This is a genomic window from Streptomyces sp. NPDC060027, from assembly GCF_042737005.1.
Lineage (GTDB): Bacteria > Actinomycetota > Actinomycetes > Streptomycetales > Streptomycetaceae > Streptomyces.
In genome coordinates, this window is sequence record NZ_JBHWVI010000011.1 from 13,090 (window position 1) to 37,579 (window position 24,490).

General features: G+C 70.2%; 19 protein-coding genes. 8 read left to right on the plus strand and 11 right to left on the minus strand.

Annotation, left to right across the window (positions count from 1 at the left end):
• Nucleotides 1–181: 181 nt before the first annotated feature.
• From ACFWBT_RS04730 to ACFWBT_RS04765, 8 genes are all read right to left on the minus strand, one after another.
• Nucleotides 182–859: a GAP family protein gene (locus tag ACFWBT_RS04730; RefSeq protein ID WP_385695887.1), complete on the minus strand. Its 678-nt coding sequence runs from the start codon at nt 857–859 to the stop codon at nt 182–184.
• Between the two features lie 229 nt (nt 860–1,088).
• On the minus strand, nt 1,089–1,508 hold the full coding sequence (locus tag ACFWBT_RS04735; protein ID WP_384462218.1) for a roadblock/LC7 domain-containing protein: 420 nt from the start codon (nt 1,506–1,508) through the stop codon (nt 1,089–1,091).
• The gene (locus ACFWBT_RS04740; RefSeq protein WP_385695890.1) at nt 1,505–3,523 is read right to left on the minus strand and encodes a nitrate- and nitrite sensing domain-containing protein; all 2,019 of its coding nucleotides are present in this window, start codon (nt 3,521–3,523) and stop codon (nt 1,505–1,507) included. Before ACFWBT_RS04740 ends, ACFWBT_RS04735 begins: the two co-directional genes overlap by 4 nt.
• 791 nt (nt 3,524–4,314) lie before the next feature.
• A complete protein-coding gene (locus tag ACFWBT_RS04745; RefSeq protein ID WP_385695893.1) occupies nt 4,315–4,734 on the minus strand; it encodes a hypothetical protein in 420 nt (139 codons plus the stop codon).
• A gap of 142 nt (nt 4,735–4,876) precedes the next feature.
• Nucleotides 4,877–6,358: a helix-turn-helix domain-containing protein gene (locus ACFWBT_RS04750; RefSeq protein WP_385695895.1), complete on the minus strand. Its 1,482-nt coding sequence runs from the start codon at nt 6,356–6,358 to the stop codon at nt 4,877–4,879.
• A gap of 309 nt (nt 6,359–6,667) precedes the next feature.
• Nucleotides 6,668–7,795: an HTTM domain-containing protein gene (locus ACFWBT_RS04755; protein WP_385695897.1), complete on the minus strand. Its 1,128-nt coding sequence runs from the start codon at nt 7,793–7,795 to the stop codon at nt 6,668–6,670.
• The gene (locus tag ACFWBT_RS04760; RefSeq protein WP_385695900.1) at nt 7,785–8,501 is read right to left on the minus strand and encodes a DUF5819 family protein; all 717 of its coding nucleotides are present in this window, start codon (nt 8,499–8,501) and stop codon (nt 7,785–7,787) included. Before ACFWBT_RS04760 ends, ACFWBT_RS04755 begins: the two co-directional genes overlap by 11 nt.
• A gap of 126 nt (nt 8,502–8,627) precedes the next feature.
• A complete protein-coding gene (locus ACFWBT_RS04765; protein WP_385695903.1) occupies nt 8,628–9,929 on the minus strand; it encodes an ice-binding family protein in 1,302 nt (433 codons plus the stop codon).
• 783 nt (nt 9,930–10,712) lie between these two features.
• Here ACFWBT_RS04765 and ACFWBT_RS04770 point away from each other — a divergent pair.
• The gene (locus ACFWBT_RS04770) at nt 10,713–11,378 is read left to right on the plus strand and encodes a DUF2637 domain-containing protein (protein ID WP_385695906.1); all 666 of its coding nucleotides are present in this window, start codon (nt 10,713–10,715) and stop codon (nt 11,376–11,378) included.
• Here ACFWBT_RS04770 and ACFWBT_RS04775 read toward each other — a convergent pair.
• The gene (locus ACFWBT_RS04775; RefSeq protein WP_385695907.1) at nt 11,372–12,571 is read right to left on the minus strand and encodes an MFS transporter; all 1,200 of its coding nucleotides are present in this window, start codon (nt 12,569–12,571) and stop codon (nt 11,372–11,374) included. The genes ACFWBT_RS04770 and ACFWBT_RS04775 overlap by 7 nt on opposite strands.
• A gap of 235 nt (nt 12,572–12,806) precedes the next feature.
• Between ACFWBT_RS04775 and ACFWBT_RS04780 the strand changes: the two genes are divergently transcribed.
• The 4 genes from ACFWBT_RS04780 (at nt 12,807) to ACFWBT_RS04795 (ending at nt 16,388) form a co-directional block, all read left to right on the plus strand.
• On the plus strand, nt 12,807–13,814 hold the full coding sequence (locus ACFWBT_RS04780; protein ID WP_385695909.1) for an ArsR/SmtB family transcription factor: 1,008 nt from the start codon (nt 12,807–12,809) through the stop codon (nt 13,812–13,814).
• A 9-nt stretch (nt 13,815–13,823) separates the two neighbouring features.
• A complete protein-coding gene (locus ACFWBT_RS04785) occupies nt 13,824–14,321 on the plus strand; it encodes a glutathione peroxidase (RefSeq protein ID WP_385695911.1) in 498 nt (165 codons plus the stop codon).
• Between the two features lie 66 nt (nt 14,322–14,387).
• Nucleotides 14,388–15,254, plus strand: a complete 867-nt coding sequence (locus tag ACFWBT_RS04790) for a MerR family transcriptional regulator (RefSeq protein ID WP_385695912.1) — start codon at nt 14,388–14,390, stop codon at nt 15,252–15,254.
• A 198-nt stretch (nt 15,255–15,452) separates the two neighbouring features.
• Nucleotides 15,453–16,388: an alpha/beta fold hydrolase gene (locus ACFWBT_RS04795; protein WP_385695915.1), complete on the plus strand. Its 936-nt coding sequence runs from the start codon at nt 15,453–15,455 to the stop codon at nt 16,386–16,388.
• 130 nt (nt 16,389–16,518) lie between these two features.
• Here ACFWBT_RS04795 and ACFWBT_RS04800 read toward each other — a convergent pair whose 3' ends face one another.
• Together ACFWBT_RS04800 and ACFWBT_RS04805 are read right to left on the minus strand one after the other, a co-directional pair.
• Complete coding sequence (locus ACFWBT_RS04800) at nt 16,519–18,408, minus strand: MFS transporter (protein WP_385695917.1); 1,890 nt, start codon at nt 18,406–18,408, stop codon at nt 16,519–16,521.
• Between the two features lie 201 nt (nt 18,409–18,609).
• Nucleotides 18,610–21,639 carry a D-alanyl-D-alanine carboxypeptidase gene (locus ACFWBT_RS04805; protein WP_385695920.1) on the minus strand — a complete coding sequence of 1,010 codons (3,030 nt, stop codon included), beginning with the start codon at nt 21,637–21,639 and terminating at the stop codon, nt 18,610–18,612.
• Nucleotides 21,640–21,860: 221 nt separating this feature from the next.
• On the opposite strand from ACFWBT_RS04805, the gene ACFWBT_RS04810 reads away from it, so the two are divergent.
• The 3 genes from ACFWBT_RS04810 to ACFWBT_RS04820 all read left to right on the plus strand — a co-directional run bounded on the left by ACFWBT_RS04810 (nt 21,861) and on the right by ACFWBT_RS04820 (nt 24,426).
• The gene (locus ACFWBT_RS04810; RefSeq protein WP_266759779.1) at nt 21,861–22,616 is read left to right on the plus strand and encodes a GPP34 family phosphoprotein; all 756 of its coding nucleotides are present in this window, start codon (nt 21,861–21,863) and stop codon (nt 22,614–22,616) included.
• A gap of 459 nt (nt 22,617–23,075) precedes the next feature.
• On the plus strand, nt 23,076–23,933 hold the full coding sequence (locus ACFWBT_RS04815; protein ID WP_351541387.1) for a helix-turn-helix transcriptional regulator: 858 nt from the start codon (nt 23,076–23,078) through the stop codon (nt 23,931–23,933).
• A gap of 283 nt (nt 23,934–24,216) precedes the next feature.
• Entirely contained in the window at nt 24,217–24,426 is a 210-nt protein-coding gene (locus ACFWBT_RS04820; protein WP_266759783.1) for a DUF397 domain-containing protein, read from the plus strand.
• Nucleotides 24,427–24,490 lie beyond the last annotated feature (64 nt).

Consider the following 24,490-nt stretch of genomic DNA (forward strand, 5'->3'; position numbering starts at 1 on the left):
GCCGTCGACGGCCCCGAACGCGGGCATAGATCGAACTCCTAAAGCGGGTGTCGCAGGTTCGAATCCTGCCGGGGGCACATGGCTAAGGGCCAGTTCAGAGGCTTGATCCTCTCGAACTGGCCCTTTCGCATGATCCCCAACCGTGCCAAGCCCGTGCCACAAGCGCGGCCAGGCGTCGGACTCACCGGCCAAGTCCCGCGAGTCCGTCGCCCAGGATGCTGGCGCCCAGAAGGAGGAGCACGATCGCGGTGATCACGGCGCTGTTGGTGATCATGAATTGCCTGACACTGTCCAGGAACGAAGCCGCGCGCTGTCCGCCGAGCAGATGGATGAGGACGGCACCCAGGACGGTGCTGGATCCGACGAGAACGAAGACGGTGACGGCCACAGTGAGATCGCCATTGTGAGCCCCCGTTTCGACGATCGACGTGGCCGCCGAGGCCGTCAGAACGAGGTTCTTCGGGTTGGCACCCGACAACAGCGCACCGAGGACCAGCGCCCGCAGGGCCGAGACGTCATCGAGTGACGCCATCCAGCGTGGCGTCTCGGTCTCGCTGTGGACACCCGGACGCTGCCACCAAGCGCGCACCCCCAGCACCATGAGAACCAATCCGGCGAGCACCCGCCCCCAGTCCGCGATCGCTGACGAGGGGCTTTCGGGGTTGTCGGCTCCACCGAACACGAACACGACGAGCGTTGCCGCGATCCCGAGCCCGGCGATCCACCCGACCGTGAACAGCAGGCCGTTGCGTCGGCCGTGTCGGCCGGCCAGGATCAGCACGATCCCGATCAGAGGGAAGGGGCTGAGGGCGACCGCGAGTGCCGCCGGCAACACGGCTCCAATTGCCTGGATCAGCACGGTCTCCCCTTCTGAACCTCATCCCCAGGGCGCTGCGGAGTGCCCTTCTCAGGACAGTACCGAGCGCACCCCTCCGGGAAGGTCTTGCGCCGCCGTCCATATGGGTCATCGAGTGGTGCTGTCCGACGTGCCCCTCTCGTGCCAGAACGGACGGGGACTCACGGGGAACCGGAGTCCGCAGGGCGCGGATGCAGGGGCCCGAGACGCAGGTAGCCGGAGCGCGCCGCAACTATCCCGCGACCAGTGGAGCGGAGTGGAGGTCGCGTACCAACTGCGGGGTGAGCAGTTCTCCGGCGCGGTCGGCGAGGATGGCCATCTCATAGCCGACCAGGCCGACGTCACACCCCTCGGCGGCGAGGACGCCGAGGCAGCTGCCGTCGCGAATGCGACCCACCATGAGGAAACCCCCGAGCATTTCGATCATGACGAGTTTCATGCCGCGGAAGCCGTGTGCGGTGGACGCGTTCTGGGCGAGGCTGGTGATGCCGGAGACGATGGCGGCGAGGTGGTCCGCGCGATCTCGGCCGAGGCTGTCCGAGGCAGCCATGAGCAGGCCGTCGGTGGAGACGGCGACGGCATCGGTGACGCCGTCGGCGGTGCGTACGAACTCCGAGATGAGCCAGCCGAAATTCTGGATGGCGGTGGTCACGATGACGCTCCTTGTGTGCTTCGGGCCTCGGCGCGGGCGACACCTGCTCGGAAGCCGTTGAGCAGGGAGGAGACAGCGGGCCTGGCGGGCGGGGGTGAGACGGAGGGGGCCTCCACGGGGGCGAGCAGGCGTCCGGGGAGGGCAAGGAGTGCGGACAGGCCGCCGCCGGTGGTGTCGAAGAGGTGGACTTGGGCACCTTCACCGAGGCGGTGGGCGAGTCGGCCGACGACGAGGTGGCCGAGGAACCGAGTGGGCGCGGCGAGGAAGGCTTCCTCACCGGCGTCGGAGAGGCGGGCGTTGGCACGTTCCTTGTCGGCTTCGGACATGCCGATGCCGTGGTCGACGACAGCGAAGCAGTACGTGTTGTCCTCGGTGTCGTACCAGCCGTGAACCTCGACCGGTTCGGTCGGTGGCGAGAAAGTCAGCCCGTTCTCGATGAGTTCGGCAAGGAGGTGGGCGACATCGGCGACGGCGTGCCCGCGCACCCGCACTGGCTCCACGGTGGCGATCAGGACCCGTCGGTACTGCTCCACCTCGGCGACGGCGGACTGGACGACTTCCAGGCCGTCGGCGGGGGCTGCCGTGGGCTGCGGCGAATTCTGCCCGACCAGGACCAGAAGGCTTTCGGCGTTGCGCCGCATACGGGTGGCGAGGTGGTCGAGCTCGAAGAGCTCGGCGAGGGCGTCCGGGTCGAGTTCCTGCCGTTCCAGGCGGGTGATGAGCCTGAGCTGACGACGCACGAGGTTCTGGTTGCGGCGGCCGAGATTGGCCAGCGATTCGGTGGTGTTACGGCGCAGGCCGGCCTGCTGGGCAGCCAGACGGAGAGCGGTGTGTTCCACCTGGTGCAGGGACGCTGCGACCTCGGCGATCTCCGCCGCGCCGCCCAGCAGCCGTGAATCGAGGTTGTCCGGCGCGTCCGCCGGCGGGAGGATCTCAGCATGGTCCTGCAGGGACTGCTGGATACGGGCGACAGTCGCGGGCAGCCGGTGCCGCGCCACGTCGTGGGCGGCCTCGGCGAGCGCGCCCAGCGGGCGTGTGAGGGAACGGGAGGCAAAAGCGGCGAGGCCCGCTACGAAGGCGGCAATGAGCGCTCCCGCGACGAGATAGGCGGCGAGGCCGATCTCGGCGTCGTGGCTGAGCTGGTCGGCCCGGTCCCTCGCGTCGTCACCGACCGACTGCTGGACGGCGTACAGATCGTCGACGAGTACGGTCATGGCATCCCACCAGGCGCCGGCGTCGGCGTGCAGCGCGGAGCCATCGGCGGCGCCTTCCGCCCGGCTCTCGTAGACGGTGGCGCGTTCGGCGTCCTCGGTACCGAACGCGTTCTTCAGAGCCGCGCGCTGGGGTGCGGTGGCGATCTGCCGGAAACGGGCGAGGGCGGCGACGCGCGTAGCACGTACCTCGGTGAACGTGAGGTACTCGCGGCCGTGAAAGCCGCCGTTCGCGAACACGCCATTGAGGAGGCCACGTTCGAGAGCGACTGACTCCTTGGCCGCGGCCAGTTCCCGCAATGCCGTGAGTCCGTCACCCAGTTGACGGTCGGTGCCGTTCGTGGTTTCCACTACCGGGTCTACGGCGTTGAGGGCTTCGACGGCGGTGGTGTAGAAGTTCAGTGTCGCGGCCCGGTCCGCGGTGTCCGTGTCGGCGCTGTCCTTGTCGGTGGCGGCCCGAATCTCGCCAAGGCGCTGCAAGTGGCGCTGAATGACATCCTCGACGGCGCTTTCGTGGCGCATTCCGCGCAGTGCCGTGTCAACGCGCTTGCGAGTAGCGGCGAGCGGTGGGCGGAACTCCTCCTCGCCTCCCAACAGACCGTTGGTCAGGCCGCGTTCGCGTTGCAGCTGGTGCACCAGGGCCTGGATTCGCAGGCTCAGGCCAACCTCGGAACGGGTCGTCCGGGCGTCACCGAGGGCCACGGCGCGGCCGTGCACGGCGAGTCCGGCCACCGCCAGCAGCAGGCAGATCGGGACCGTGATGACCACCGCCACACGGCCCCTGATGCTGCGCCAACCAGGCATCGGCCGACGGTCAGGAGGCGTTCGGCCACTGCGGCGGCGCCCCGAACTGCCCTTGCCTAAAACGCTCTTGCCGATTGCGTCAAACCTGCCCAGCGCCAGCCGTACTGGCGTCCACACCCTCATAGTCACGAAGCTAGTCCGACCGTCGTAGCGGCCGGTTTCCGACCTGTTAGGCCGCGTGAGAAATTCAGTTGCGCCGCCCTCACATCGCGGGCCAAGAGACTGTGACCGCGGATGACAAGACAGGTGACGCCAGGCACCGGCCGCAGCCCAGCACACCAGGGGCCGTGGTCGACGTACGGCGTGGTCGAGCGCAAGGAGAAGGAACCCAAGGCAATGAACCGCAAGACACGCAAGCAGCGCTGGCCCAGCCTGACATCCACGCGGGACATCAACGGCACCGGACGCCAGCGCACTTGCATGCCCGGGCACGGAGTACGCCACCGCAGGACACTGCTGCCGGAGCGAGCACGGATCGAACTCCTATTCCAGGGGCCGAACCCAACACCCGAGACGGCGAGGCCACACGAGGTGACGGGCGATCCGTCGGCGCACCGGAAGCCCGCGCGGTGGACTTGCGGCGCCAGACGCCGTGCACGCCTTCCGGGACGAGGAGGCGACGAAACATCCGTCCCGCCTTGATCACCGCAATCCAGGCGGCGGTCGGCAAGGAGCCGAGCACAGCCATCGAGGCCGCACGTGGCCAGGAGGCGCCGTACCGCGACGAAGACCGCAGCCGACCGGCAGTAGGGAGTGGGGACCCGGGGTACGGGCCCCCTGACATCGGCTGTTCAGAACTTGCCGTTGGACAGGATCTCGGCGTCCTTGTCGTAGACCGTCACCAGGCCGTTGTCACTCGACTTGCCCCGGCCCTCTTGCCAGTCGGCGAACGCGGAAGCGATCAGCTTCCCGTCGCCGGCGTGCGAACCAAGCATGCCGCCCGAGTAATCGGTGTAGATGTCGGCGCTGTCGAGGAGGTTGTTGATCTCGCCGCCGCCCTGGACCTTGGTCACGTGCTTGACCGCGGCAGCCTCGGTCGGCGTGCCGCGCTTGGCCACGTAGTCGGCGAACTGCTGCTGAACCGACTTCGAGGCCGCCTTCGGCTTGCCGTCGTCGGCCTTGGCGTCGTCGGCCGCCTCGGCCGACTGGACCGCCGCGGACTTGTCCGCCCCGACCCGGTGGCCCTCTCGCCACTCGTTTCCTTCGGGCATGCCAAAGGACCCCGGCCGGCGTGCGGCAGGGGCCCTCGCATCAGTGGTGGTCGGTCGCTCCGGACGCCCGCCTTCCAGCGGACTTCGAGGCATGCGGAGCGGCCCTGCACCCGTCGTGCGGACCGACGCTCGAGCAGCTTCGTCAGTCGCCGGCTTCCGGGGTGTCGTAGGCGGTGGTCATGGGGACCCAGCCAGGGGGGTTGCGGTACCAGTAGTGCGGCAGCCCCTTGATGCTGGTGGTGCGGAACGGGCGGCCGTGGTCGTCGATGCGCACCGTGCCGCTCCGGCCCTGTGAGGACCAGTCGAGGTCGAGGTACCAGTCGCAGGTGCAGGACTCGGTGCGCGCGGAGAGCATCAGGACCTCCGGCTCCTGCAGGGACACCCGGTACGGGAAGTTGATCGCGGGGGCCGGTCTGTCCGGGTCGTTGCCGGGCATCGAACGGGCCAGGGGTCGGGACACGTCGAGGTTCACGGAGAAGTAGCGGGGGATGAGGACGGCGCCGCAGCCTTCGTACATGGAGTAGGCGATGCTCTGGCCGGTGGCGGGGGTGACGCGGTTGACCACGCGCACATGGAGTGCCTCCAGGACGACGGCGGCGGAGCCGCGTCCCTGCACCGAGATCCGCAGATCGGTGGTGCGCCCGTGCACCGCCCGCTGGGACGCGGCCCACGCCGCGGCGTCCCCCGGCCTCGGCGGCGGCGGGACCTGCTGCGGTGGCTTGGCGATGACGTAGTCATGGTCGCATTCGAGTTGCCAGAGGTGGGAGTTGGCCGTCCAGGTGAGCGGGACCGCCGGTGGGACCGTGCCGGCGTTCCCGCCGTTCTTCTGCGGGCTTCCGCCGCTGGGCGTGGCCGACGCGGAGGGTTTCGGTGTGGTGGGGGCGGAGGCCGACGGCGGGACCCTGCCGGCGTTCGCCCGGTTCTTCGGCGAGCTGCCGCCGCTGTGCGTGGCCGACGCGGAGGGGTCCGGTGTGGTGGGGGCGGAGGCCGACGACTCACCGCCGGCGGAGGGGGGTCCGGCAGCGGATGTGGTGAGGCCGGCGAGCGCGGCGGCGAGCGAGGCCGCCAGCGCTATCGATCGCACCCGCCGTCGTCGGGGGCGCCCGGCGTGGGGCTGCCTGCCGGCCGGCGGGGTCGGCCCCGGGCGCGGGTCGGCCGGCGAAGCCGGCTCAGGGCGCCGGTCGGCCGGAGCAGTCGGCTCAGGGCTCCGGTCGGCCGGAGCAGTCGGCTCAGGGCTCCGGTCGGCTGGAGAGGTCGGTTCGGGGGTCTCGTCCGCCGGGCTGGTGTGGCTCGCGGATGCGGCCGATGCCGCGGTGCTCGTGCTGTCGTGGGGCGCCGGTGCCGGCCGGGCATCGGACGGGCGTGGTCGTTGCCGTGCCTCGACTGCCAGGATCCACCGGCGGTGCAACTCCAAGCGTTCCTCGGACGAGGCTCCGCAGAGGGCGGCGAACCGCTCGATCCCGGCGAAGTCCAGGGGGACCGCCTCTCCGGCGCAGTAGCGGTGCAGCGTGGAGGCATTCATGCCCAGACGGCGGGCCAGCGCCGCGTAGCTGCGGTCCGTGCGCTCCTTCAGACGCGTCAGCAGCGACGCGAACTCCGCCACGTCATCGTGGATTGCATCCATGTGGTCCGTACTCGCATCCATCCGTCGGCCTGCGCGGTCATGTCCCGATCCGGGACGGCTTCCCAGGCACTCCCCATACCTGCACGTCGATACGGCTGGGATGGTTCCAGGGTTGCGAAACGTGAGCTCGCACGCCACCGGCCGGAACACCCCGTGCGGGTCGTCCTCCATCGACGCCACTGCCGTGCCGGATGCAGGGGCCGGCCGCGGTCAATGAGGGTCTCCCGCAGGCGCGTTGCCAGGCAGCACAGCACACCAGGTGTCGAAGCAGGCGATCTGCGAAACGGGCGGTACGGGGCAGGCGCGGCCTCAGCCGGTGGGTTCGCTCGGTGCAGGCACCGGTGCGTGGGGTGTCCGGGAGGCGTCCGCCCGTCCTCCGGAACCCCATCCCCGAACGGCGCGTCGCCATAGCCGCCCCAGAGCCCGGTAGAAGCGGTCCGGCAGGAACACGGCGTCGGCGATGATCATCGCGCCGGAGAAGAGGGGCAGTCCCATGAGAACCGCGATACCCAGGTGCATGCCCAACAGCATGGTCAGAACCGGGTACTTGAGCCGCCCGAACAGGACGAACGGGAACGCGACCTGCAAGAGCACTGTCAGGTAGCAGGCGATGGCGATCAGTACGTCGTGCTCGTCCACCATGAGGGAAAGCCCCGGCCAGGGACGGAACAGGTCGAGGTTCAGGACGTAGTGCAGGGCGGTCCCGTTGCCCCAGGATCCGCCCTGCACCTTGTACAGGCCCGCGGACCCGTAGAGGAAGCAGACCTGGGCCGCGATGACGAACATCCCGCAGTTGTGCAGCACGGCGGTCAGCGTCCGACGGGAAGCGCGGAGGTGATGCCGGAGCCCACTCGCCGTCCGGTCCGCCGACATGGGCAGCGGAGCAGCCGCGCCTGTTCGAAGCCTGGTTCTGCGTGCGTCCAGGGACCAGCGGCGGCCGCATGCGGTGAGGACGAGGTAGACGGCCATGAGGAGGATGAGGTTGTCTCCTCCGTCGGTCATGAAGATCGCCCTGCCGTGGAACGACGCGACCACGACCGCGAACAGCACGGACACCGCCCTGGTCCGCCAGCCGAGGGCGAACAGTGCCGATGCGCCGACGGCCAGTGCGTAACAGGCCTCGAAGTAGGCCCGGTTGTCGGAGAGGGTGAGGATGCTGATCCAACCCGTCTGGTCGAACAGTTGCCTCGCCAGTTCCGGCGTCCACGGTGATCCCGGGCCCCAGATCTCGTCGCGGTGCGGAAACTCGCGCAGCAGGAAGACGAGGTAGACGAGTCCGTATCCGATGCGCAGGACCGCCGCGGCGTACAGCGAGACCGGCCGCTCGGTCAGGGTGTCGAGGGCCGCACGAACACGGTCGGGTCCGAGGTGCGGCGCGCCCGCTCTCGGCCTCCGGTCGGTTCGCGGGTGCGGTGCGGGTGGCTGCTCAGTTTCCATGGGAGTCCGTCTCCACCTTCCACCAGGGCAGATACCGCGTGTCGGGCGCCTTCGGCGCGCCCGCGGCCACGGCGGCGCCGACGGCCGGGGCAGGCGCGGCGATGGGCAGGGTGACCACCCGTAGCTGGATGGCTTCGAAGTTCCCGCCACGGTGGGCGGCGACACGATCCGACGCGATGTTGGTCAGGTACTGCTGGGTCATCAGCGCCCGCTGCGTGCGCGACTGGTCGTCCCCGACGTGGTTCTCGAGGTAGGAACTCCAGGCCCGCCGCAGCATGTTCTGCGCCGTGTGACTCGGGAAGGGGTTGTGCTCCACCGCGGAATTGTCTACGGCAGTCAGGTCGAACCAGCCGCTCACCCGCGCGGTTCCGTCCGGGGCGGTGTGCATGGTCCTCGCCGAGATCTGCCGGTTGACGGACTCCGGATCGGGAGCGAACAGTCGCCAGTTCTGCTCGAACAGCGGGAAGACCCACGCGTTGACTTGCCGGCTGTACTGCTGGGAGAGCGGGTTCGGAGGTGCCACGTGCAGAAACACCAGAAGCACATGGACCAAGGCCGTCGCCAGGCAGAGGAACATCGCAGCAGTCGTTGCCGCTCGCAAAATGACCGGCGGGGGCTCCGATTGTTCTGCGGTTCTCTCCACGGATTGCTGCGGGAATTCCTCCGTGGATTCGTCCGCAGCCGTCGATACAGTGCCATCCAGCATGGCCCCACCCGGCCTTTCGATCCCGGCTTCTCTCACTGCTTCTCCTGAGCTTTCGGCGGCGGCGCGCGACGGAACCGATAGCGATCCGCCGCGTGCCGCCCGTCCCTTCAGGGACGCATGCACGACTCAGTGACGAGCGCTGCCGTATTCGTCGTCCTTGCCGGGCTTGTTGCCGTACCCGCTGTCACCGCCGTGCTCTTCGGGCTTCCCGCCGTGGTCATGACCTTCGGGCTTACCGCCGTGGTCATGGCTTTCGGGCTTACCCCCGTGGTCATGGCCTCCGGGCTTACCTCCGTGGTCATGGCCTCCGGGCTTGCCCGGCTTGCCATGGCCGTGGCCGTGGCCTTCCGGGTACCCGCCGTGGTCGTGTCCGGTCCCGCCGACCACGCCGCCCGTGGTGGCACCCGTGGTTCCGCTTGTCGTGGCGCCCGCGACGAGGCCGCCGAGCACTCCGCCCGTGGTGCCGCCCGTGGTCAGGACGCCGCCCAGCAGGCCACCCAGGACGCCACCGGTTCCGCCGCCCGTCGGCACGCCGGCGATGGCGCCGACCGTGGTGCTGCCCGTGGTGCCGGCGGTCGTGGCCCCGGCGATCACACCGCCGGTGATCAGACCGCCCGTGGTCCCGCCGGTGCCGCCGGTCCCGCACGGCCCCTGGAAGATCCTGTTGGTGTCCAGCGTCACGGCGCCGTCACCGCGTGCGCCCGCGTCGGCCAGCAGACGGCCGTTGATGGTCGCCCCCGTGGTGGCGGTGATCGAGGTGTCGGCCAGGATGGTGCCCACGAACGTGGAGTTGGTACCGAGCGTGGCCGAGCTACCGACCTGCCAGTAGACATTGCACGGCGAGGCGCCATTGATGAAACTCACCGAGCTGGCGGACGCCGTCGACAGCGTCGAACCGATCTGGAACACCCACACGGCACTGGAGTTGCCCTGGGCGTCCAGGGTGAGTGTGCCGGTGATCCCGGCGGAGCTGTTCGCCCTGTAGAGGCCCGGCGTCAGCGTCTGGCCGCCGAACTCGTGGGGAGCGTCGTTGTAGATCGCGTCCGTCAGAGTCTGTCCGGCCGCCTGGTTGTACGCCGTGGTCAGGTCGATCTTGGCTTGGGCGGCGACGGCATCGGCAGAGTGCAGGGTCCCGGGCGGGGTCACCGTGCCGGGCCCGCCGTCGGACGTGAGGAACCCGGTGATGGCGGTCCCGGGGCTCACACCGACGTTGAGACCGTTGACCACGGTGGGACCGGTGTTGGTGACCGTGGCGCCGGCCAGTACTCCGAAACTGGCTGCCGTGCCCAGCGGCACAGGGCTGGCGACAGCGTTTGCGCGCGTCGGCGTCATCGCGAGGACGACAGCGGCGATCACCACGGCCGTCACCGCCGCGATCCACACCGACAAGGTGCGCCGTGGAGGCGCGTCAGGGATATTCAGCGTCATCGAGGGGCCAACTCCTTCGAGAGGATGATCTTGGAGATTCCCGGCCAGCCGCAGAATCTGATTCTGCGGCTGGAATATTACGCAGGAAACCGCTCCGGATTTACGGCCCTCCGGGCGGTTCGCTGAGATGGAAGAATTCGGCGCGTGATCTGCACAAATGATTAATGGGCCGGATGGCCCCGCCCTTTAAGCCGTCTCAGCAATGGGCGAGCCGCTCACCATTCCCTGGCGGACCGGCCCAATAGGCGAACATCGGTCACCGCGGTCCGCAGTCGGCGTTGAGCCGGGGGAAATCCGCGCATCAGGTCGCACCGAAAGGGAAACCGGGCGTCGCCAACCTCACGCGCCTCGCCAACAGGTTCGAGCGATCCACCCAGTGCTGATCCCAGCCCGATGGCCGCTCCATCGGGACCGCGCGCCGGTCGACCGGCGTGAATCCTATTTACTACTTAAGAAAACACAAGAAGACCCGCTCGGCCCATAAAGTGCGAGTGATACACAGAGGAAATCAATCAAGAAGTGCCTTCCTCACGTTTCACAACGACAGGGTCACTCATCTGCCGCGCATCTGGAGGAGGGGGAGCGGCGTTAGCGGGATATGACGAAAGCAAGGTCCCGGGGCGTGCCTCAACGCAACGCGGGGACGGATAATCTTCCTGCGGTCCGGGGTGCGGTCCTATGAATCATGACTATGTTGATCCTTCCTTCGCGCGGCGCGAAGGGTATTCCGACGGATACCCCTACGGGTCGGGCACCGGTTGGAACGGTGGACCTGTCGACAGCGTGCACGAAGGGGTCCCCCTGACCCCACCCGACGCGGGCTGGGACCCGGTCGAGGAACTTGCCTACCTCATGCAGGAGGCCGTTCCGGCGGAGCAGACGGCCAGGGTGCCGCCACCGCGCAGCGAGTCCTCATCCGATGTCGACTTCACCGACCCGATGGAGAGCCTGGCGCAGGTCACCGCTCAGCTGCCGCCCACCCGGCGCTCCTCTGCCGGGCACCGGAAGATCCGAGTCCGAAAAGTCCGGTTCAAGTGGTTGCAGATCGGCAGCTTCGTCATCGTCGCGCTCATCGCCGTCATCGTGGCGATGGTCAGCGTCTTCGGCGGCATCGTGGCCTACAAGCCTCTGCGCAACGTCACGTCCGGAACGGGAGGTGGAACGTTCCCGATGTGGCCTCTTCTCGTGTACGGCCCCTGGATGGTGGCCTCTCTCTCCATCCTCCGTACTGCCCTGCATCAGCGCCGAGCCGTGCACTCATGGTTCATCGTTCTGCTCTTCTCCTCCGTCGCGATGGTGCTGTGCGTAACACAGGCGGACAAGACCTTCACCGGTATCGCCGGGGCTTGCCTGCCTGCTCTCGCGTCCCTCGCGTGCTTCCACCAACTCATCCGGCAGATCACACTGACCCTGCCCCCGCGGCAGGCCGCGCGCCGCAACCGTCAGTAGCGGAGCGAGCCGCTCCCTTGGCGATCGGGGGACGCGCGGCGGCGCGGCAGCGAGGGGGCGAGCGTCAGCGTCACGGCGACCGAGGCGGCGGCCATGACGGTCATCGCGGTTCCGGGCGAGGCGAGTTGGGCGATCCCGCCCGCCAGCGCCGCGCTCACGCCCTGCATCGTGAGCATGCCCGCCGTGTGGAGCCCGAGGGCGTGGCCGCTGAGTTCGTCGGGGATCAGGACCACCAGACGTTCCTGCTGGATCAGGCTCGACCCGAAGCCGATCGAGGCGACGGCGACGAGGACGGCGGCGACCGCCACGCCCGGACGCAGGACGAAGAAGAGGTACGGCGTCGCGAGGAGCAGCAGGAAGGGAACGCCCAGGCGAGCGCGTACCCGGGGCGGCAGGAAGCGGCCGGTCGTCACGTCCCCGACGAACATGCCGAACGCCGCGAAGGCGAACAGCGCGCCGGCCCGGCTCGGCGCGTACGACACGTACAGCGATTCGCAGCCGACGACCAGGCCGTTCGGTACCCAGAGCAGGAGATAGAGGGTCCGGCGTTCCGGTGAGGAGAAGAGGCGGGCGTTCGTGCGCCAGGTCCGGGCGACGGACGGGCGGCCGGTGGCGCGGGGCGGGCGGGGTGTCAGGCCCAGCCGGGCGGTCAGGGCCGCCGCCAGGTACAGGCCGGCGGTGAGCAGGAGCGTGACCCGCGGGGACAGCAGGGCCACCAGGACGCCGCCCGTCGCGAACCCTACGACCTGGGCCACTCCGCTCATCATGTTGAAGACCGAACGCCCCAGCAGATAGCCCTCCTTGGCGAGGATCTCGTTGAGCAGGCCCCACTGGACCCCGCCGCCGCAGGACTGGATCAGGCCGAGGAGCAGGAGCAGGGCGAAGATCGTCCACACCGGGAGACCGGGGATCGCCATGACCGCCGTGCCGAGTCCGAAGAGGGCCGCGACACCCGCCACCGTCGCCCGCGGCGGCAGCCGGTCGGCCGCCGACAGCAAGGTGGTCGCGCCGGCCACCTGGGCGAGCGAGGGGCCGAACATGCTGAGCGCGGTGAGCAGCGGTGACTGCGTCGCCCGGTGGACCAGGGTGGCGAGGGCCAGACCGCTCACCGTCGAGGCGGCGGTTCTGAAGCAGGAGGACAGGAAGAGCGGGGTGAACTCCCGCGTGCGGAAGAGCTCGGAGTAGCTGCGCATGCGCGGAGTCTCCGGGGCCGGACGGGCGGTCGATAATGTTTCGCACGGTGGCGAAACGTCAGGGGAGAAGGGGGCCCGGCGAGAACCGGTTCCTGGCAGAAGGGTCCCGGCGAGATCCGGTTCCTGGCAGAAGGATCCCGGCGAGAACCGGTTCCTGGCAGAAGGGTCCCGGCGAGAACCGGTTCCTGGCGAGAAGGGCCCGAGGAGAAGGGACCCCAGGAGAAGGGGTGCGGGGATGGGCTGGTGGCAGGTGAACGCCGACACGCTCGCCGGGAGCCGTTTCGTGCTGTCGCCGCTGGCGGAGACGTTCGCCTGTCTGAAGCTGCTGCACGCGGGGACCGCCACGCACCCCGGTGAGCGCGCCTGGCTGGGTGTCCATCTGCCCGCCTACCGGAAGCGGCTGGCCGCCGACCCGGTCACCGCGCTGCTCGTCCGCTGCGGGCTCGGGCAGGCGTGGATCGCCGACTTCCTGACCCCGACTCCGTACGGCGACGAGACCTTCGAGGCGGAGGTCGCCCGGGTGCGGGAGGCCTCGCCCCAAGAGGCCCGCGCCCATCTCGCCCGTTCGGTGGGCGGTCCGCTGCCCGCCGGTCTCGCGGACCGCGACGATCTGCCCGGGCGGGCCGCCGCGCTGCTCACCGCCCTCTGGGAGGAGTGCGTACGCCCCGACTGGGAACGGCGGCGGCGTGTCCTGGAGGCCGATGTGGTGGCGCGGACCGCGCAGTTGAGCCAGGGCGGCTGGGCGGCGGCGCTGGACGGACTGCGTCCGGGAACGCGCTGGCTCGGCGGCAACCGGCTCCAGGTCAACCTCCACGAGTACCCGCCGCGCGAGATCTCCGGCGCCCAGCTGGTCTTCGTGCCCGTCACACCGACGGCGGGCTGGGTGTCGTGGGAGGAGTCCCGCCGCTACGCCGTGGTCTACCCGTGCACGGGGGCGCTGGCCGATGTACGGGCCGAGGCGGTGCCGGAGAGTCTCGGGGCGCTCCTCGGGACCGCCCGCGCCGGGGTGCTCGCCCTCCTCGGCTCCCCCCTGTCCACCAGTCAGCTGGTGGCCTTGACCGGGCAGGGGCTGGGGTCGGTCGGGCGGCATCTGCGGGTGCTGCTGGACGCGCGGCTGGTGGAGCGGCGGCGGGCGGGGCGGTCGGTGCTGTACTCACGGACGGCCGCCGGTGAGGCGCTTGTCACAGCGCAGCGCGACGGACGGACCGGCGGGACCGGTGGGACCGTCACCTACCGGAGTTAGCATCCGCTTATGACTACTGACAACTCTGTGCTCGACGTGGAGATCGGGGCCCTCCAGGGGGGCTCCGCCGATCTGTCCCAGTTCGCGGGCAAGGCCGTCCTCATCGTGAACGTGGCCTCCAAGTGCGGTCTGACCCCGCAGTACGCCGGTCTGGAGCAGCTGCACGCGCGCTACGCCGACCAGGGCTTCACCGTCCTCGGGGTGCCCTGCAACCAGTTCCTCGGACAGGAGCCCGGCAGCTCCGAGGAGATCGCCGAGTTCTGCTCCGCGACCTACGGCGTGACCTTCCCGATGACCGAGAAGGTCGAGGTGAACGGCGACGGGCGGCACGGACTGTACGAGCGTCTGGTGGGCACCCCCGATGCCGAGGGGCACACCGGCGACATCCGCTGGAACTTCGAGAAGTTCCTGATCGGCCGCGACGGCACGGTCGTCGGCCGCTTCTCCCCGCAGACCGAGCCGGAGTCGGCGGAGCTCGTCTCCGCCGTCGAGAAGGCGATCGGCTGAGCCCTGCCGTTGACCTTTCCCCTGGGGCAAGGGGGAGCGTCCTTGTCACCGGGCGGAAGTCGCCCGGTGACGGAGGATGACAGGGTGGACAAGGATCTGCTCACCATCGGCGCGTTCGCCTCGCGGGCGCGGCTCTCGGCGAAGGCGCTGCGGCTGTACGACCGGCTGGGGCTGCTGCCCCCGGCGTATGTCGACGAGGACAGCGGCTACCGCTACTACCGGGCCGAGCAGACCGAACGGGCCCGGCTCGTCGCGCTGCTGCGCCAGCTGGACATGCCGCTGGCGCGGATCGCGGACGTGGTGGAGGCGCGCGGTGCCGACGCGGCCGCACTGCTCGCCGCGTACTGGGACGGCGCCGAGGCGCGGTTCGCCTCGCAGCGGGCGCTCGCCGACTACCTCCGTGGACGTCTTTCCGGGAGGAGTTCCGAGATGTACGAGAAGTTCGTCGTCGAGACCGCCGAGGTGCCCGAGCAGGTCGTACTGACCGAGAAGCGGCACGTCCTGGCGCCCGAGCTGCCGGTGTGGATCCCCGGCTCACTGGGACGGCTGGAGGAGGGCGCCCAGGAGGCCGGGGGTGTCACAGGGCCGCCCTTCGTCGTGTACTACGCCGAGGTCAGCGTGGAGAGCGACGGTCCCGCGGAGGCGTGCGTGCCGGTCGCCGACGAGGCCGCGGCGCGGGCCTGGGCACAGGGACGGGGACGGGCCACCGGGGTGGAGGTCCGGGTCCAGCCGGCCCAGCGCATCGCCTATGTCCGCATCAGCAAGGCACAGGTCGCCCACCCGCAGATCCTCGCCGCCTTCGAGGCGGTCGAGAGCTGGATCACCGAGCAGGGGCTGTCCTCCGACGGCCCGTGCCGGGAGATCTACTTCGCCGACTGGGACGCGGCGGGGCCCGAGGACGCCGTGTGCGACGTGGCGTTCCCGGTGAGGTGAGGCGACGTGAGGTGAAGTGCGGTGACGTGAGGCGGCGCGAAGTGACGTGAGGTGACGGCGTGGCGCGGCAGGCGTGCCGCGCCGCGCCCACCTTCGTGTGGTGCAGCGCCCACCTTCGTGTGACATTGCGGGCGTCGCACCCGGTAGCCGTGTACGAGTGGGAGTTTCGGTGGTCTCGTCCCCTCTCGGGAGTTCGCTGTGCTTTCTGTCGCTTCCTCGCTCGACGTTCCCGCCCAGGCGACGGGAGGCGGGGCATCCACGGCAGTCGAGGAACGCCGGCTCTCGTGGGAGGGATACGCGTACACCGCCCGGGTCGCCCGGCACCGCGCCCCCGTCACGGAGCCGCTGCTCGTGCTGGGCGGTTCGGACCAGACGCGGTACTCGTGGGTGCGGCACGAGCGGTGGCTCGGGGAGCTCGGGACCGTCGTCACGGTGGATCTGCCCGGGTTCGGGGACGCCGACTTCCTGCCCGCCGAGCACGGGATCGACTTCCTCGCCGAGTGCGCGGGACACATGCTGCGCGAGCTCGGGCTCGGCCCGGTGAACCTGTACGCGGGGTGTTACGGCGGGGCGGTCGGGCTCCGGCTGGCCCAGCGGTATCCGGAGCTGCTGCGGCGGGTCGCCGTGCAGGGGATGTCGGATCACATTCCGGACTGGTTCGCCGAGGCGCTCGTCGGCTGGGTGCGGCTGCTGGAGGAGGGGCGCGTCGAGGAGACCGCCGAGGAGTTCGTACGGTGCTTCGTGCCGCCGCCCGGCGACCGCACCGTACGCAAGCACGTCGCGCTGACCCGGCTGATGTACCGGCAGTTCGCGGCACAGACCCCGCGCGACGTCGCCGTGACGGTCGAGCGGAACCGGCGGCTGCTGGCCCACGAGTGGTACCGGCGCGCGCCCGTCCCCGCCGTGCCGTATCTCGCGTTCACCGGCGAGCACGACACGCTCACCACGCCGGGCATGGTCCGCTCGGTGGCGGCGGACCTGCCGGGCTCGCGTTTCACCACGATCGCGGAGTGCGGGCACCTGGCCCATCTCCAGCGGCCCCAGGACTTCTGCGACCTGCTCGTCCGGTTCTTCCGCGACCAGCGTCCGGAGGACGCGGGCCTCCCCTACTGCGGGCCGTTCGAGCAGTTCTAGTTCCTGTCGCATCACACGGTCCGGGTGCCTGTCACCGCACACGGGCCCGGTGCCCGTCACGCCACACGGGCCCGGTGCCCGTCACCTCGCAGGGCCCGGTGCCCGTACGGCACCGGTGGCCGGCCGGGACTCAGCGCAGCTCCTCCGGGCACGGGGTGCCCCGGGGGAGCTGGTACGGCGCCGCGAGCCGGTAGGTGCCCGGCTTCGGGGCCAGCAGCTCCGTCCACTCGTCGCCCGCCGTGGTCTCCTCCGTCGGCATCAGACAGCCGTTGAGGTTGTCGTACGCCTTCGAGGTGCCGTCCCCGCTGTCCTTCGACGCCCTCGTCTCCTGCGGCGGCTTCAGGCTCTTGCCGTCCTCGTCGACGATGCTCAGCCACGGCGAGTACGGGATGCGGATGAGGATGCGGCCCGCCTTCTTCACCTCGATGGTCAGCTCACCCTGCTCGGCGCGGTCGACGACGGCGTTCGGCTCGGCGAGCGGAGTGGGGTCGGTGACGGTGAAGAGCTGCCAGTTGGCGTCGGCCCAGACCTGCCGGAGATAGGGCATGCCCCGCTGGACGAGCTCACGTTCGCGCAGGCCGCCGTCGCCGTCCGGTTCGCCCTTGGGCAGCACGACGTAGTGGATGGCCCAGCGCTGCAGCCACTCGTGGTAGTTCGCGGAGTTGAGCGTGTCGTCGTAGAAGAGCGGGTTGCGCTCCATGTCGGCCTGGCGGTTCCAGCCGCGGGCGAGGTTCACGTAGGGGGCGAGGGCGGACGCCTCGCGGTGCGAGCGGGCGGGGACCACCTCGACGCGGCCCTTCTCGGCGTTCACCACCTGGAGCTGGTTGACGAGCGGCGCCAGCTCGCGCCCGAAGGACGCCGCCGGGGTCGTGTGCACGATGTCGTCGATCGACTTGAAGCCGATCCACCCGTTGAAGACGAGGACGGCGAGGACGATGGCGTACCACTTGCGCGACTTCCGCACGGTGAAGGGCAGCGCGGCGATCAGGACGACGCCCGCGAAGAGCATCGCGAGGCGGGTGATGTTCGAACCGATCTGGGAGCTGATCAGCCAGACGAGGAGTACTCCGAGGCCGTAGACCGCCGCCGTGGTCCGTACCGTCAGCCACTCCTTGGGGACCAGGAGGTAGACCAGGACGGCGTACGCGAACGGCAGGATGACCGAGTAGAACGCCATCGGCTGGGTGCCGGAGAACGGGAAGAGCCAGGCCGAGACCGCGACCACGAGCGCCGGGGCGATGCCGAGGGCGTAGGCGCCGGGGCGGCGCTTCTGGAGGAACAGGGTCACCGCCACCAGACCCACGAACAGTCCGGCGACCGGTGAGGAGGCCGTCGCGAGCGCGGCCAGCGGCGCCGCGCACAGGGCTTTCGCCCAGCGCTTGTAGCGCCAGCGGTAGGGCCAGCAGAACACGACGGCGACCGCGGCGAGCGCGAACATCGTGCCGAGGCCGTACGTCACCCGGCCCGAGATGGCGTTGCAGAGCAGTGCGAAGACACCCGCGAGCGCCGGAGCGGCCGGGTTCCGGACCGCCCGGCTGCGGATCAGGATCATGGTCAGCAGGCCGGCCGAGAGCGTCCCGGCGATCATCATCGTCGTCCGGACCCCGAGCACCGACATCAGATACGGCGAGACCATGCTGTACGAGACCGGGTGCATTCCGCCGTACCAGGCCAGGTTGTACGCCGAGTCCGGGTGCCGGCCGACGAACTCCGCCCACGCGTCCTGCGCCGCCAGGTCCCCACCACTGTTCGCGAACGTGAAGAACCACACCACGTGGAGCACGCCGGCGAGGAGGGTGGAGAGAACGACGGGATGGCGGCGGAAGAGGTTCGGCAGTGCGGCACCGGCCGACGCGGGAGGTCCGGTCCCGTCGGGGTCCTCGGTGTCACCGGGGCCTTCGGTGCCGCCTCCGCCTTCACCGCGGACCGCCTCGTGGGTACGGCCGTTCAGCGGTATTCGCGGGCCCGTTCCGTTGCCCGGATCGGCGTCGTCGGCGTGGGTCTTCTCCGCTGTCGCCACTGCAAGGTTCTCCCCGTGTCCCGTTGTCCGTTCTGGGCCGGGACCCGCGGCTCGCGAGCAGCCCCGATTGTCGCGACGCTAGCACGCACTCCCCCGGACAGCGCCCGGGTGGGGCGCCGTCCGACAGAGTGCGTGCGGGTGCTGCTCCCCGGTGTACGTCACCGATGCGTGCGCGCGTACGTCATCGGTGTCCGGGTCCGCTCAGCCGACGCGGGTCAGCTTCGCGCCGAGGCCGGGCTCGGCGAGGTCCGACTGGAGCGCGACGGGGATCTTCACGGCCTGGCTGGAGCCGTCACCGACCGTCAGCTGACCGACGACCGTGCCCGCCTTGCCGGAGTGCGGGACCGCCGACGTGCCCTCGCCGATCGACAGCCGGGTCTTCAGACCGGGCCAGCCGACCGCCGTCATGTTCTTGGTGGCGACGACCGGGGTCCGGCCGCCGAGCTGGTCGTCCACATAGCCGACGACCTGGCCCTTCTTCACCACCGTGGCGGTGATCAGGCTCTTCTGGACCTTGTCGATCAGCTTCTGGCTGTTGCCGAGCGCCAGCTGGAGACTGTCCCAGACCTTGCCGGTGCCGGCGTCCTGGTTCATCACCGCGCCGTAGATCATCCGCGTCTGCCCGTTCACGACCTTGGTCGCGGCCCACACCAGGTTGCCGCCCGCGGGCGTCGACGAACCGGTCTTCAGGCCGATCACGCCGACCTGCTTCACCAGCAGGTCGTTGTTGTTGTAGATCGTGTTGTCCAGCCCCGGGACATCCGCCTTGGCCATCCCGACGACGCTGCGGAACACGTCGTTCTTCATGACCTTCTTGGCCAGCTTGATCTGGTCGGTGGGCGTGCTGACCGTCGTCTTCTGCAGACCGCTCGGGTCCGTGTACGTCGTGTTCGCCATGCCGAGGTCCTTGGCGGCGGCGTTCATCTTGGCGACGAAGCTCTTGCTGTCGGAGTCCCAGCGGGCCAGCAGCCGCGCCGCGTTGTTGCCGGAGGGGATCATCAGCATCTGGAGCATCTGGCGCTCGGTGAACTGCTGGCCCTTCGACATCGCCGCCGTCGACTCGTCCGGCAGCTTCGACTCGTCCTCGGCCTGCTGGTCGACGGTGATCTTCTCGCCGTCCTCGTTCCCCTTGAGCGGGTGCTCCTGGAGGATCACGTACGCCGTCATGATCTTGGCGACGCTCGCGACGGGGGCGGGGGTCTGCTTGCCGTCGGTCCCGAGGCTGCCCACGCCCTCGACCTCGATCGCGGACTGGCCCTGACCGGGCCAGGGCAGGTCGAGGGTGCCGCCGTCGAAGGTGTACGTCTCGCCGGCGGTCAGCGTGAGACCAGGGGCCGGCAACGGACGGAAGGCCTGTGCGACTGCGAAGATCACCACGAGCAGCAGGACCAGCGGCGTCCAGATCTTGACCCGCCGCACGAAGGTCCGGACCGGGGTCTGCGGCGGCGGCGGAGTGTTCGTCAGCTCGGCCAGCAGGTCGAGCGGGGGCTTGGGCGGAAGCGGCTGCTGGGTGGTGCGCTCGGGACCGACCTGCGGCATGGCCGTGGTGGCCGCCGCCGGCCGGTCGGTGCTCCCCGGAGCGGATGCGGGCTTCGGCCGCGGCGGGGCGGCGGGCTCGTCGGGCCGCTTGAGGGGGACGAACCTGCTGGTGCGCTCGGGGTCGCCGGCGGGCTTGGCGCCCCGCTCGTCGGCGGGCTGCCCGTCGGCCTTGGAGGCGGCCTTCTCGTCGGCCTCGGCGGGCCTGTCGGCGGGCTTGCCGACGGGCCCGGTCGCGGGCTTCCCCTCGGCCGGCCGGCGGGTGGCGCCGCCCAGCTTGAGCATGGTGGTGGGCTGGTCCACGGCCGGAGGCCGCGGAGCCTTGAAGATGGCGGTGGGCTGATCGACGGGGGGCTCGGGGGCGGAGTCCGCGCCAGTGTCCGAGGTCTCGTCGGTCGCGCCCGTCTCGTCGGGCTTCGCGTCCGAGGTCTCGTCGGTGGAGTCGGAGTCGCTGCCGGGACGGCCCTTGGGCGCGTCCGACCGGTCCTCGGCCGCGGGCTCGGGAGCGGTTGCCCGTGCGGAGGCGCCCGCGGGCCGGTCCTCAGGCTCGTCGCCCCGAGCCGCCCGGGGCTCGTCCCGGGGCTCGTCCCGGGGCTCGGGCTGGGGCTCGGGCTGGGGCTCGTCCCGGGGCTCGGGCTGGGGCTCGTCCCGGGGCTCGGGCTGGGGCTCGGGCTGGGGCTTGTCCTGGGGCTCGGGCTGGATCTCGTCCGCGGCCTCGTGCGCGGCCTCGGCGGCGGCGCGGGACGCGAGAGCGGCGTCCAGCGCGGACGTCGGGCCGGACTCGGCCTCGGGCTCGTCGTCCGAGGGAGTCCCGCCGGAGGCGGCTTCCGGCTCCTGGTCGGCCGCGCGCTCCTCGTCGGTCTCAAGGTCGGCGGCGGATGCAGCGGCGGTCTGCGCGTCCCGCTCGGACGCCGCGTCGGTCGCGTCCTCGACCCCTCCGAGCCGCTCCCCGGCGGCGTCGGCACCGTCACCGGTGGCGTCGGCCGTCGGGTCGGCACGATCGGTGTCGGCGCCGTCCGTGGCGGCACCGTCCGTCGAGGCACCGTCCGTGTCGGCGTCGCACGTGGCGGTGTCGTCCGTCGAGGCACCGTCAGTGGCGGCACCGTCAGTGGCGGCACCGTCCGTCGCGGCGTCGTCCGTCGCGGCGTCGCCCGTCGCGACACCGTCCGTCGCGGCGTCGCCCGTGTCGGCACCGTCCGTCGCGACACCGTCCGTGTCGGCGCCGTCCGTCGCGGCGTCGGTCCCGTCCGTGGCGGTCGTGGCGTCGTCGCCGGTTTCGGGTTCGGCGTCCGCGGTCGCCGGAGCGGGCTCGCCGGGTCCGGCGACCCACGCGGCCACCGCCGCGCGCAGCCGGGTGTCGCCCTCGGCGCTCTTGCCCCCGGCGGCGCCGGTGACGGCCTCGGACTCCGAGCTCCGCTCGGACTCGGCCGTGCGCGAGGCGTCCGCCGACAGCGCCTTCGTGGAGAACACCGCCGTCGCTTGATCCACCCGTACCGTGGCGGCCCGTTCACGGGCCATCGCCATCCGGGGGTCGGCCGGAGCCGAGCTCTGGGTCGACGTCGACACCGGCGCGCCCGACCGCGCCGGACTCGGAACCGGCGCCGGGGTCACCGGCGTCGCTTCTGCCGACGACGCCGACGACTCGTGCTGCTTCGACCTGTCGGGGGACTCGCCCGCCACCGATGCCTCCTCCATGCGGCGCACGCCCTCCGCGCGCCGAACCGAACCGTCAAACCCTTGAACCGCCGCCCGGACACCGCTGTCCGAACCATGTACCAGTGTCCTGTGTGAGGGCCTGACCCCTGCGGTAGACGAGAACGACATACCTGCCGGTTCCCTCATATTCCGGTCACGCGCTCTCGACAGACCAATGTGAGAGGGGTCACCCTGTCATTCATCCACGCGGGGAGGCATGGATGGGCAAGAGCCGCAGAACAATTCCGGAGGAGCTTCTGCTGCTGGCGTTGGACCCGGCCACGGGTACCACCGCGCAGCCGCAGTCGCTCGACCTCGGTCTGGCCGGAGCACAGCTAGTGGAGCTGGCGCTGGCCGGACGGATAGCCCCAGACGGGGATCGTATCGCCGTGGTGGTGCCACGGCCGACCGGAGATCCAACACTGGACTGTGCGTTGGAACTGCTTCGCCGACGCGGAGCACCCGTACGCGCGGTCAACTGGATTGGCGGACCCCGACTGGGGCTGCGCCAGACCTACCTTTCGCATCTGGAGAGGTGCGGCATGGTCCATGCCGTGGCCGGCCAGATGTGCGGGGTGCTTCCGACGACTCGCTACCAAGCGACGGACACGGATATCAGCCGGGAGATCAGAACCCGGCTGGACAACGCGATCCGCACCGGCGTCCCGCCGGACCCGCGGACCGCGGCGCTCGCCGCGCTGGCCCATGCGGTCGGTCTCGGCAAGCACCTGTATCCGGGGAACGAGGGACGGTCGTCCCGATCCCGGCTGCGGGACCTGATCAGGCACGACCCCATGGGCGGCCTCGTGGCGCACGCCGTGATGGACGTTCAGAACGGTGTGGCCGCACAGCCACGCCGCAGCCCGGCACCGGCAGGCCGTCCGGCCACCGCCGGAGTCAGGTCCGCACCGGAGACCGCCCGCGGTGTTCCGATGCAACCGCGTCATGGTTCGATGGCGCGCGCCGTGGCGCACTGAGCCGCAGCCCCACCGCGGCCCGCACCACCGCAATGCCGGCAGGACCCGCAACACCCACAGCACCCGCACCGCCAGCACCGCCGTAAGACATGAACGCCGCACCGCAGTCCCCATGATCCGGTTCGGGAGCCGCTGGCTCGCGCGGGGTGGTGGGACCGTACGTCCGGACGACGACACGGTTCCGCCGCCCCGCGCGGCCGCATCCGACGACGGCCGCGTCCGGGGAGAGCACTTCTCCAAGGGCCGTGTCCGCCTCCGCGGGACCTCATCGACGGATCTCTCACCGGGAGTTCGCGGGCCCGCGAAGACCGCGTGGGGCCGCATATACACGCCGGATCCGCGAACATGCGCCCACCCAGCGCATATACGCCGTTTCCCAGCGGTAGAAAGCACCTTGGTGGCAATCTGCTCAACAGCAGATACGCAAAGTACAGGCCCGCAGCCGGAGGTGCACGTCCCGTGGCGTCAAGTGTCAATCCCACCGTCCGGCGGCGCCGGCTGGGTCAGGAGCTGCGCCGGCTCCGCGAACTCAAGGGCATGACGGCCGAAGAGGTCGCCGAGCGTCTGCTGGTCTCGCAGTCGAAGATCAGCCGCCTGGAGAACGGCAGGCGCAGCATCAGCCAGCGCGATGTCCGCGATCTGTGCGGGGTCTACGAGGTCGAGGACCACCGGATCGTCGACTCGCTGATGCAGATGGCCAAGGACTCGCGCCAGCAGGGCTGGTGGCACTCCTTCGGCGACATCCCGTACAGCGTCTACATCGGCCTGGAGACCGACGCCGCGAGCCTGCGTGTGTACGACCCGCAGGTCGTCCCGGGGCTGTTGCAGACCCGGCCGTACGCCGAGGCGCTGATCGCGGGGGCGCTGCCGGAGACCGCGGCCGCCGACATCGACAAGCGCGTCCAGGTGCGGCTGAAGCGGCAGGAACGAATCTCCGCCCCGGACAACCCGCTGCGGCTGTGGACCGTCCTCGACGAGGCCGCGCTGCGCCGTGCCGTCGGCAACCGCTCGCTCATGCGCGAGCAGCTGGAGTACCTCGTCGAGCAGTCCCAACTGCCGCACGTCACCGTGCAGGTGATCCCCTTCGACATGGGCGCGCACCCGGGCCTGAACGGCCAGTACGCGATCCTGGAGTTCCCCGACGCGGCCGACTCCAGCGTCGTCTACATCGAGGGCGTGACCAGCGACCTGTACCTGGAGAAGGCGAACGACGTCCAGAAGTACAGCGTGATGTACGAGCACCTGAGGGCGCAGGCCCTGAACGTGGAGCAGTCGCGCCAGTTCATCGCGGACCTCGCGAAGGACTACGCGCGCTGAGGGGGCCAGGGGCGGCCTCGCGAGGGCGCCCCCGCCGATGAGGTGCCGGACAATACACCTTGGTCACCTCAGCGCGGAAGACCCCACTGGAATATGCCATCCAGTCGAGTGAATAGTCGCTTCGTCAGCCGATGTTGGCGAGTAGCGTCGATCACGCCACCAAGCAACAACGTTGGCGCAAACCGAACCGCGGGTCACCTGACGGATCCGCAGCCCGGTGACAGCGCCGCGATGGCGTCGATGGCGGCAACTCATCGAAGAACGACTGCTTTCTGGAGCGATCATGGCAATTCAGCAGGGCGCCACCGACACGTGGACCAAGTCTTCCTACTCCACCGGCAACGGCGCCTGCGTCGAGGTCAAGTCCCCCGTGCACTCGGCGATGGCCGTACGGGACTCCAAGGTCCCCGCCGGGCCCACGCTGGCCTTTCCCGCGGACGCGTGGAACACCTTCGTGGCCGAGGTGAGCCGAGGGTCTTCCGACCTCGTCTGATTCGTCCGACGCCACATGGCCCCGTACAACTTCATACGCTCCACCGAAAGAGCCCTCTCGACCG

Coding starts and splice junctions, on each gene's coding strand:
- ACFWBT_RS04765 (WP_385695903.1), bottom strand. CDS start 9,929: ATGACGCTGAATATCCCTGACGCGCCTCCACGGCGCACCTTGTCGGTG.
- ACFWBT_RS04775 (WP_385695907.1), bottom strand. CDS start 12,571: ATGCGCAGCTACTCCGAGCTCTTCCGCACGCGGGAGTTCACCCCGCTC.
- ACFWBT_RS04810 (WP_266759779.1), top strand. CDS start 21,861: ATGGGCAAGAGCCGCAGAACAATTCCGGAGGAGCTTCTGCTGCTGGCG.
- ACFWBT_RS04740 (WP_385695890.1), bottom strand. CDS start 3,523: ATGCCTGGTTGGCGCAGCATCAGGGGCCGTGTGGCGGTGGTCATCACG.
- ACFWBT_RS04820 (WP_266759783.1), top strand. CDS start 24,217: ATGGCAATTCAGCAGGGCGCCACCGACACGTGGACCAAGTCTTCCTAC.
- ACFWBT_RS04755 (WP_385695897.1), bottom strand. CDS start 7,795: ATGGAAACTGAGCAGCCACCCGCACCGCACCCGCGAACCGACCGGAGG.
- ACFWBT_RS04805 (WP_385695920.1), bottom strand. CDS start 21,639: ATGGAGGAGGCATCGGTGGCGGGCGAGTCCCCCGACAGGTCGAAGCAG.
- ACFWBT_RS04750 (WP_385695895.1), bottom strand. CDS start 6,358: ATGGATGCAATCCACGATGACGTGGCGGAGTTCGCGTCGCTGCTGACG.
- ACFWBT_RS04760 (WP_385695900.1), bottom strand. CDS start 8,501: ATGCTGGATGGCACTGTATCGACGGCTGCGGACGAATCCACGGAGGAA.
- ACFWBT_RS04780 (WP_385695909.1), top strand. CDS start 12,807: ATGGGCTGGTGGCAGGTGAACGCCGACACGCTCGCCGGGAGCCGTTTC.
- ACFWBT_RS04785 (WP_385695911.1), top strand. CDS start 13,824: ATGACTACTGACAACTCTGTGCTCGACGTGGAGATCGGGGCCCTCCAG.
- ACFWBT_RS04745 (WP_385695893.1), bottom strand. CDS start 4,734: ATGCCCGAAGGAAACGAGTGGCGAGAGGGCCACCGGGTCGGGGCGGAC.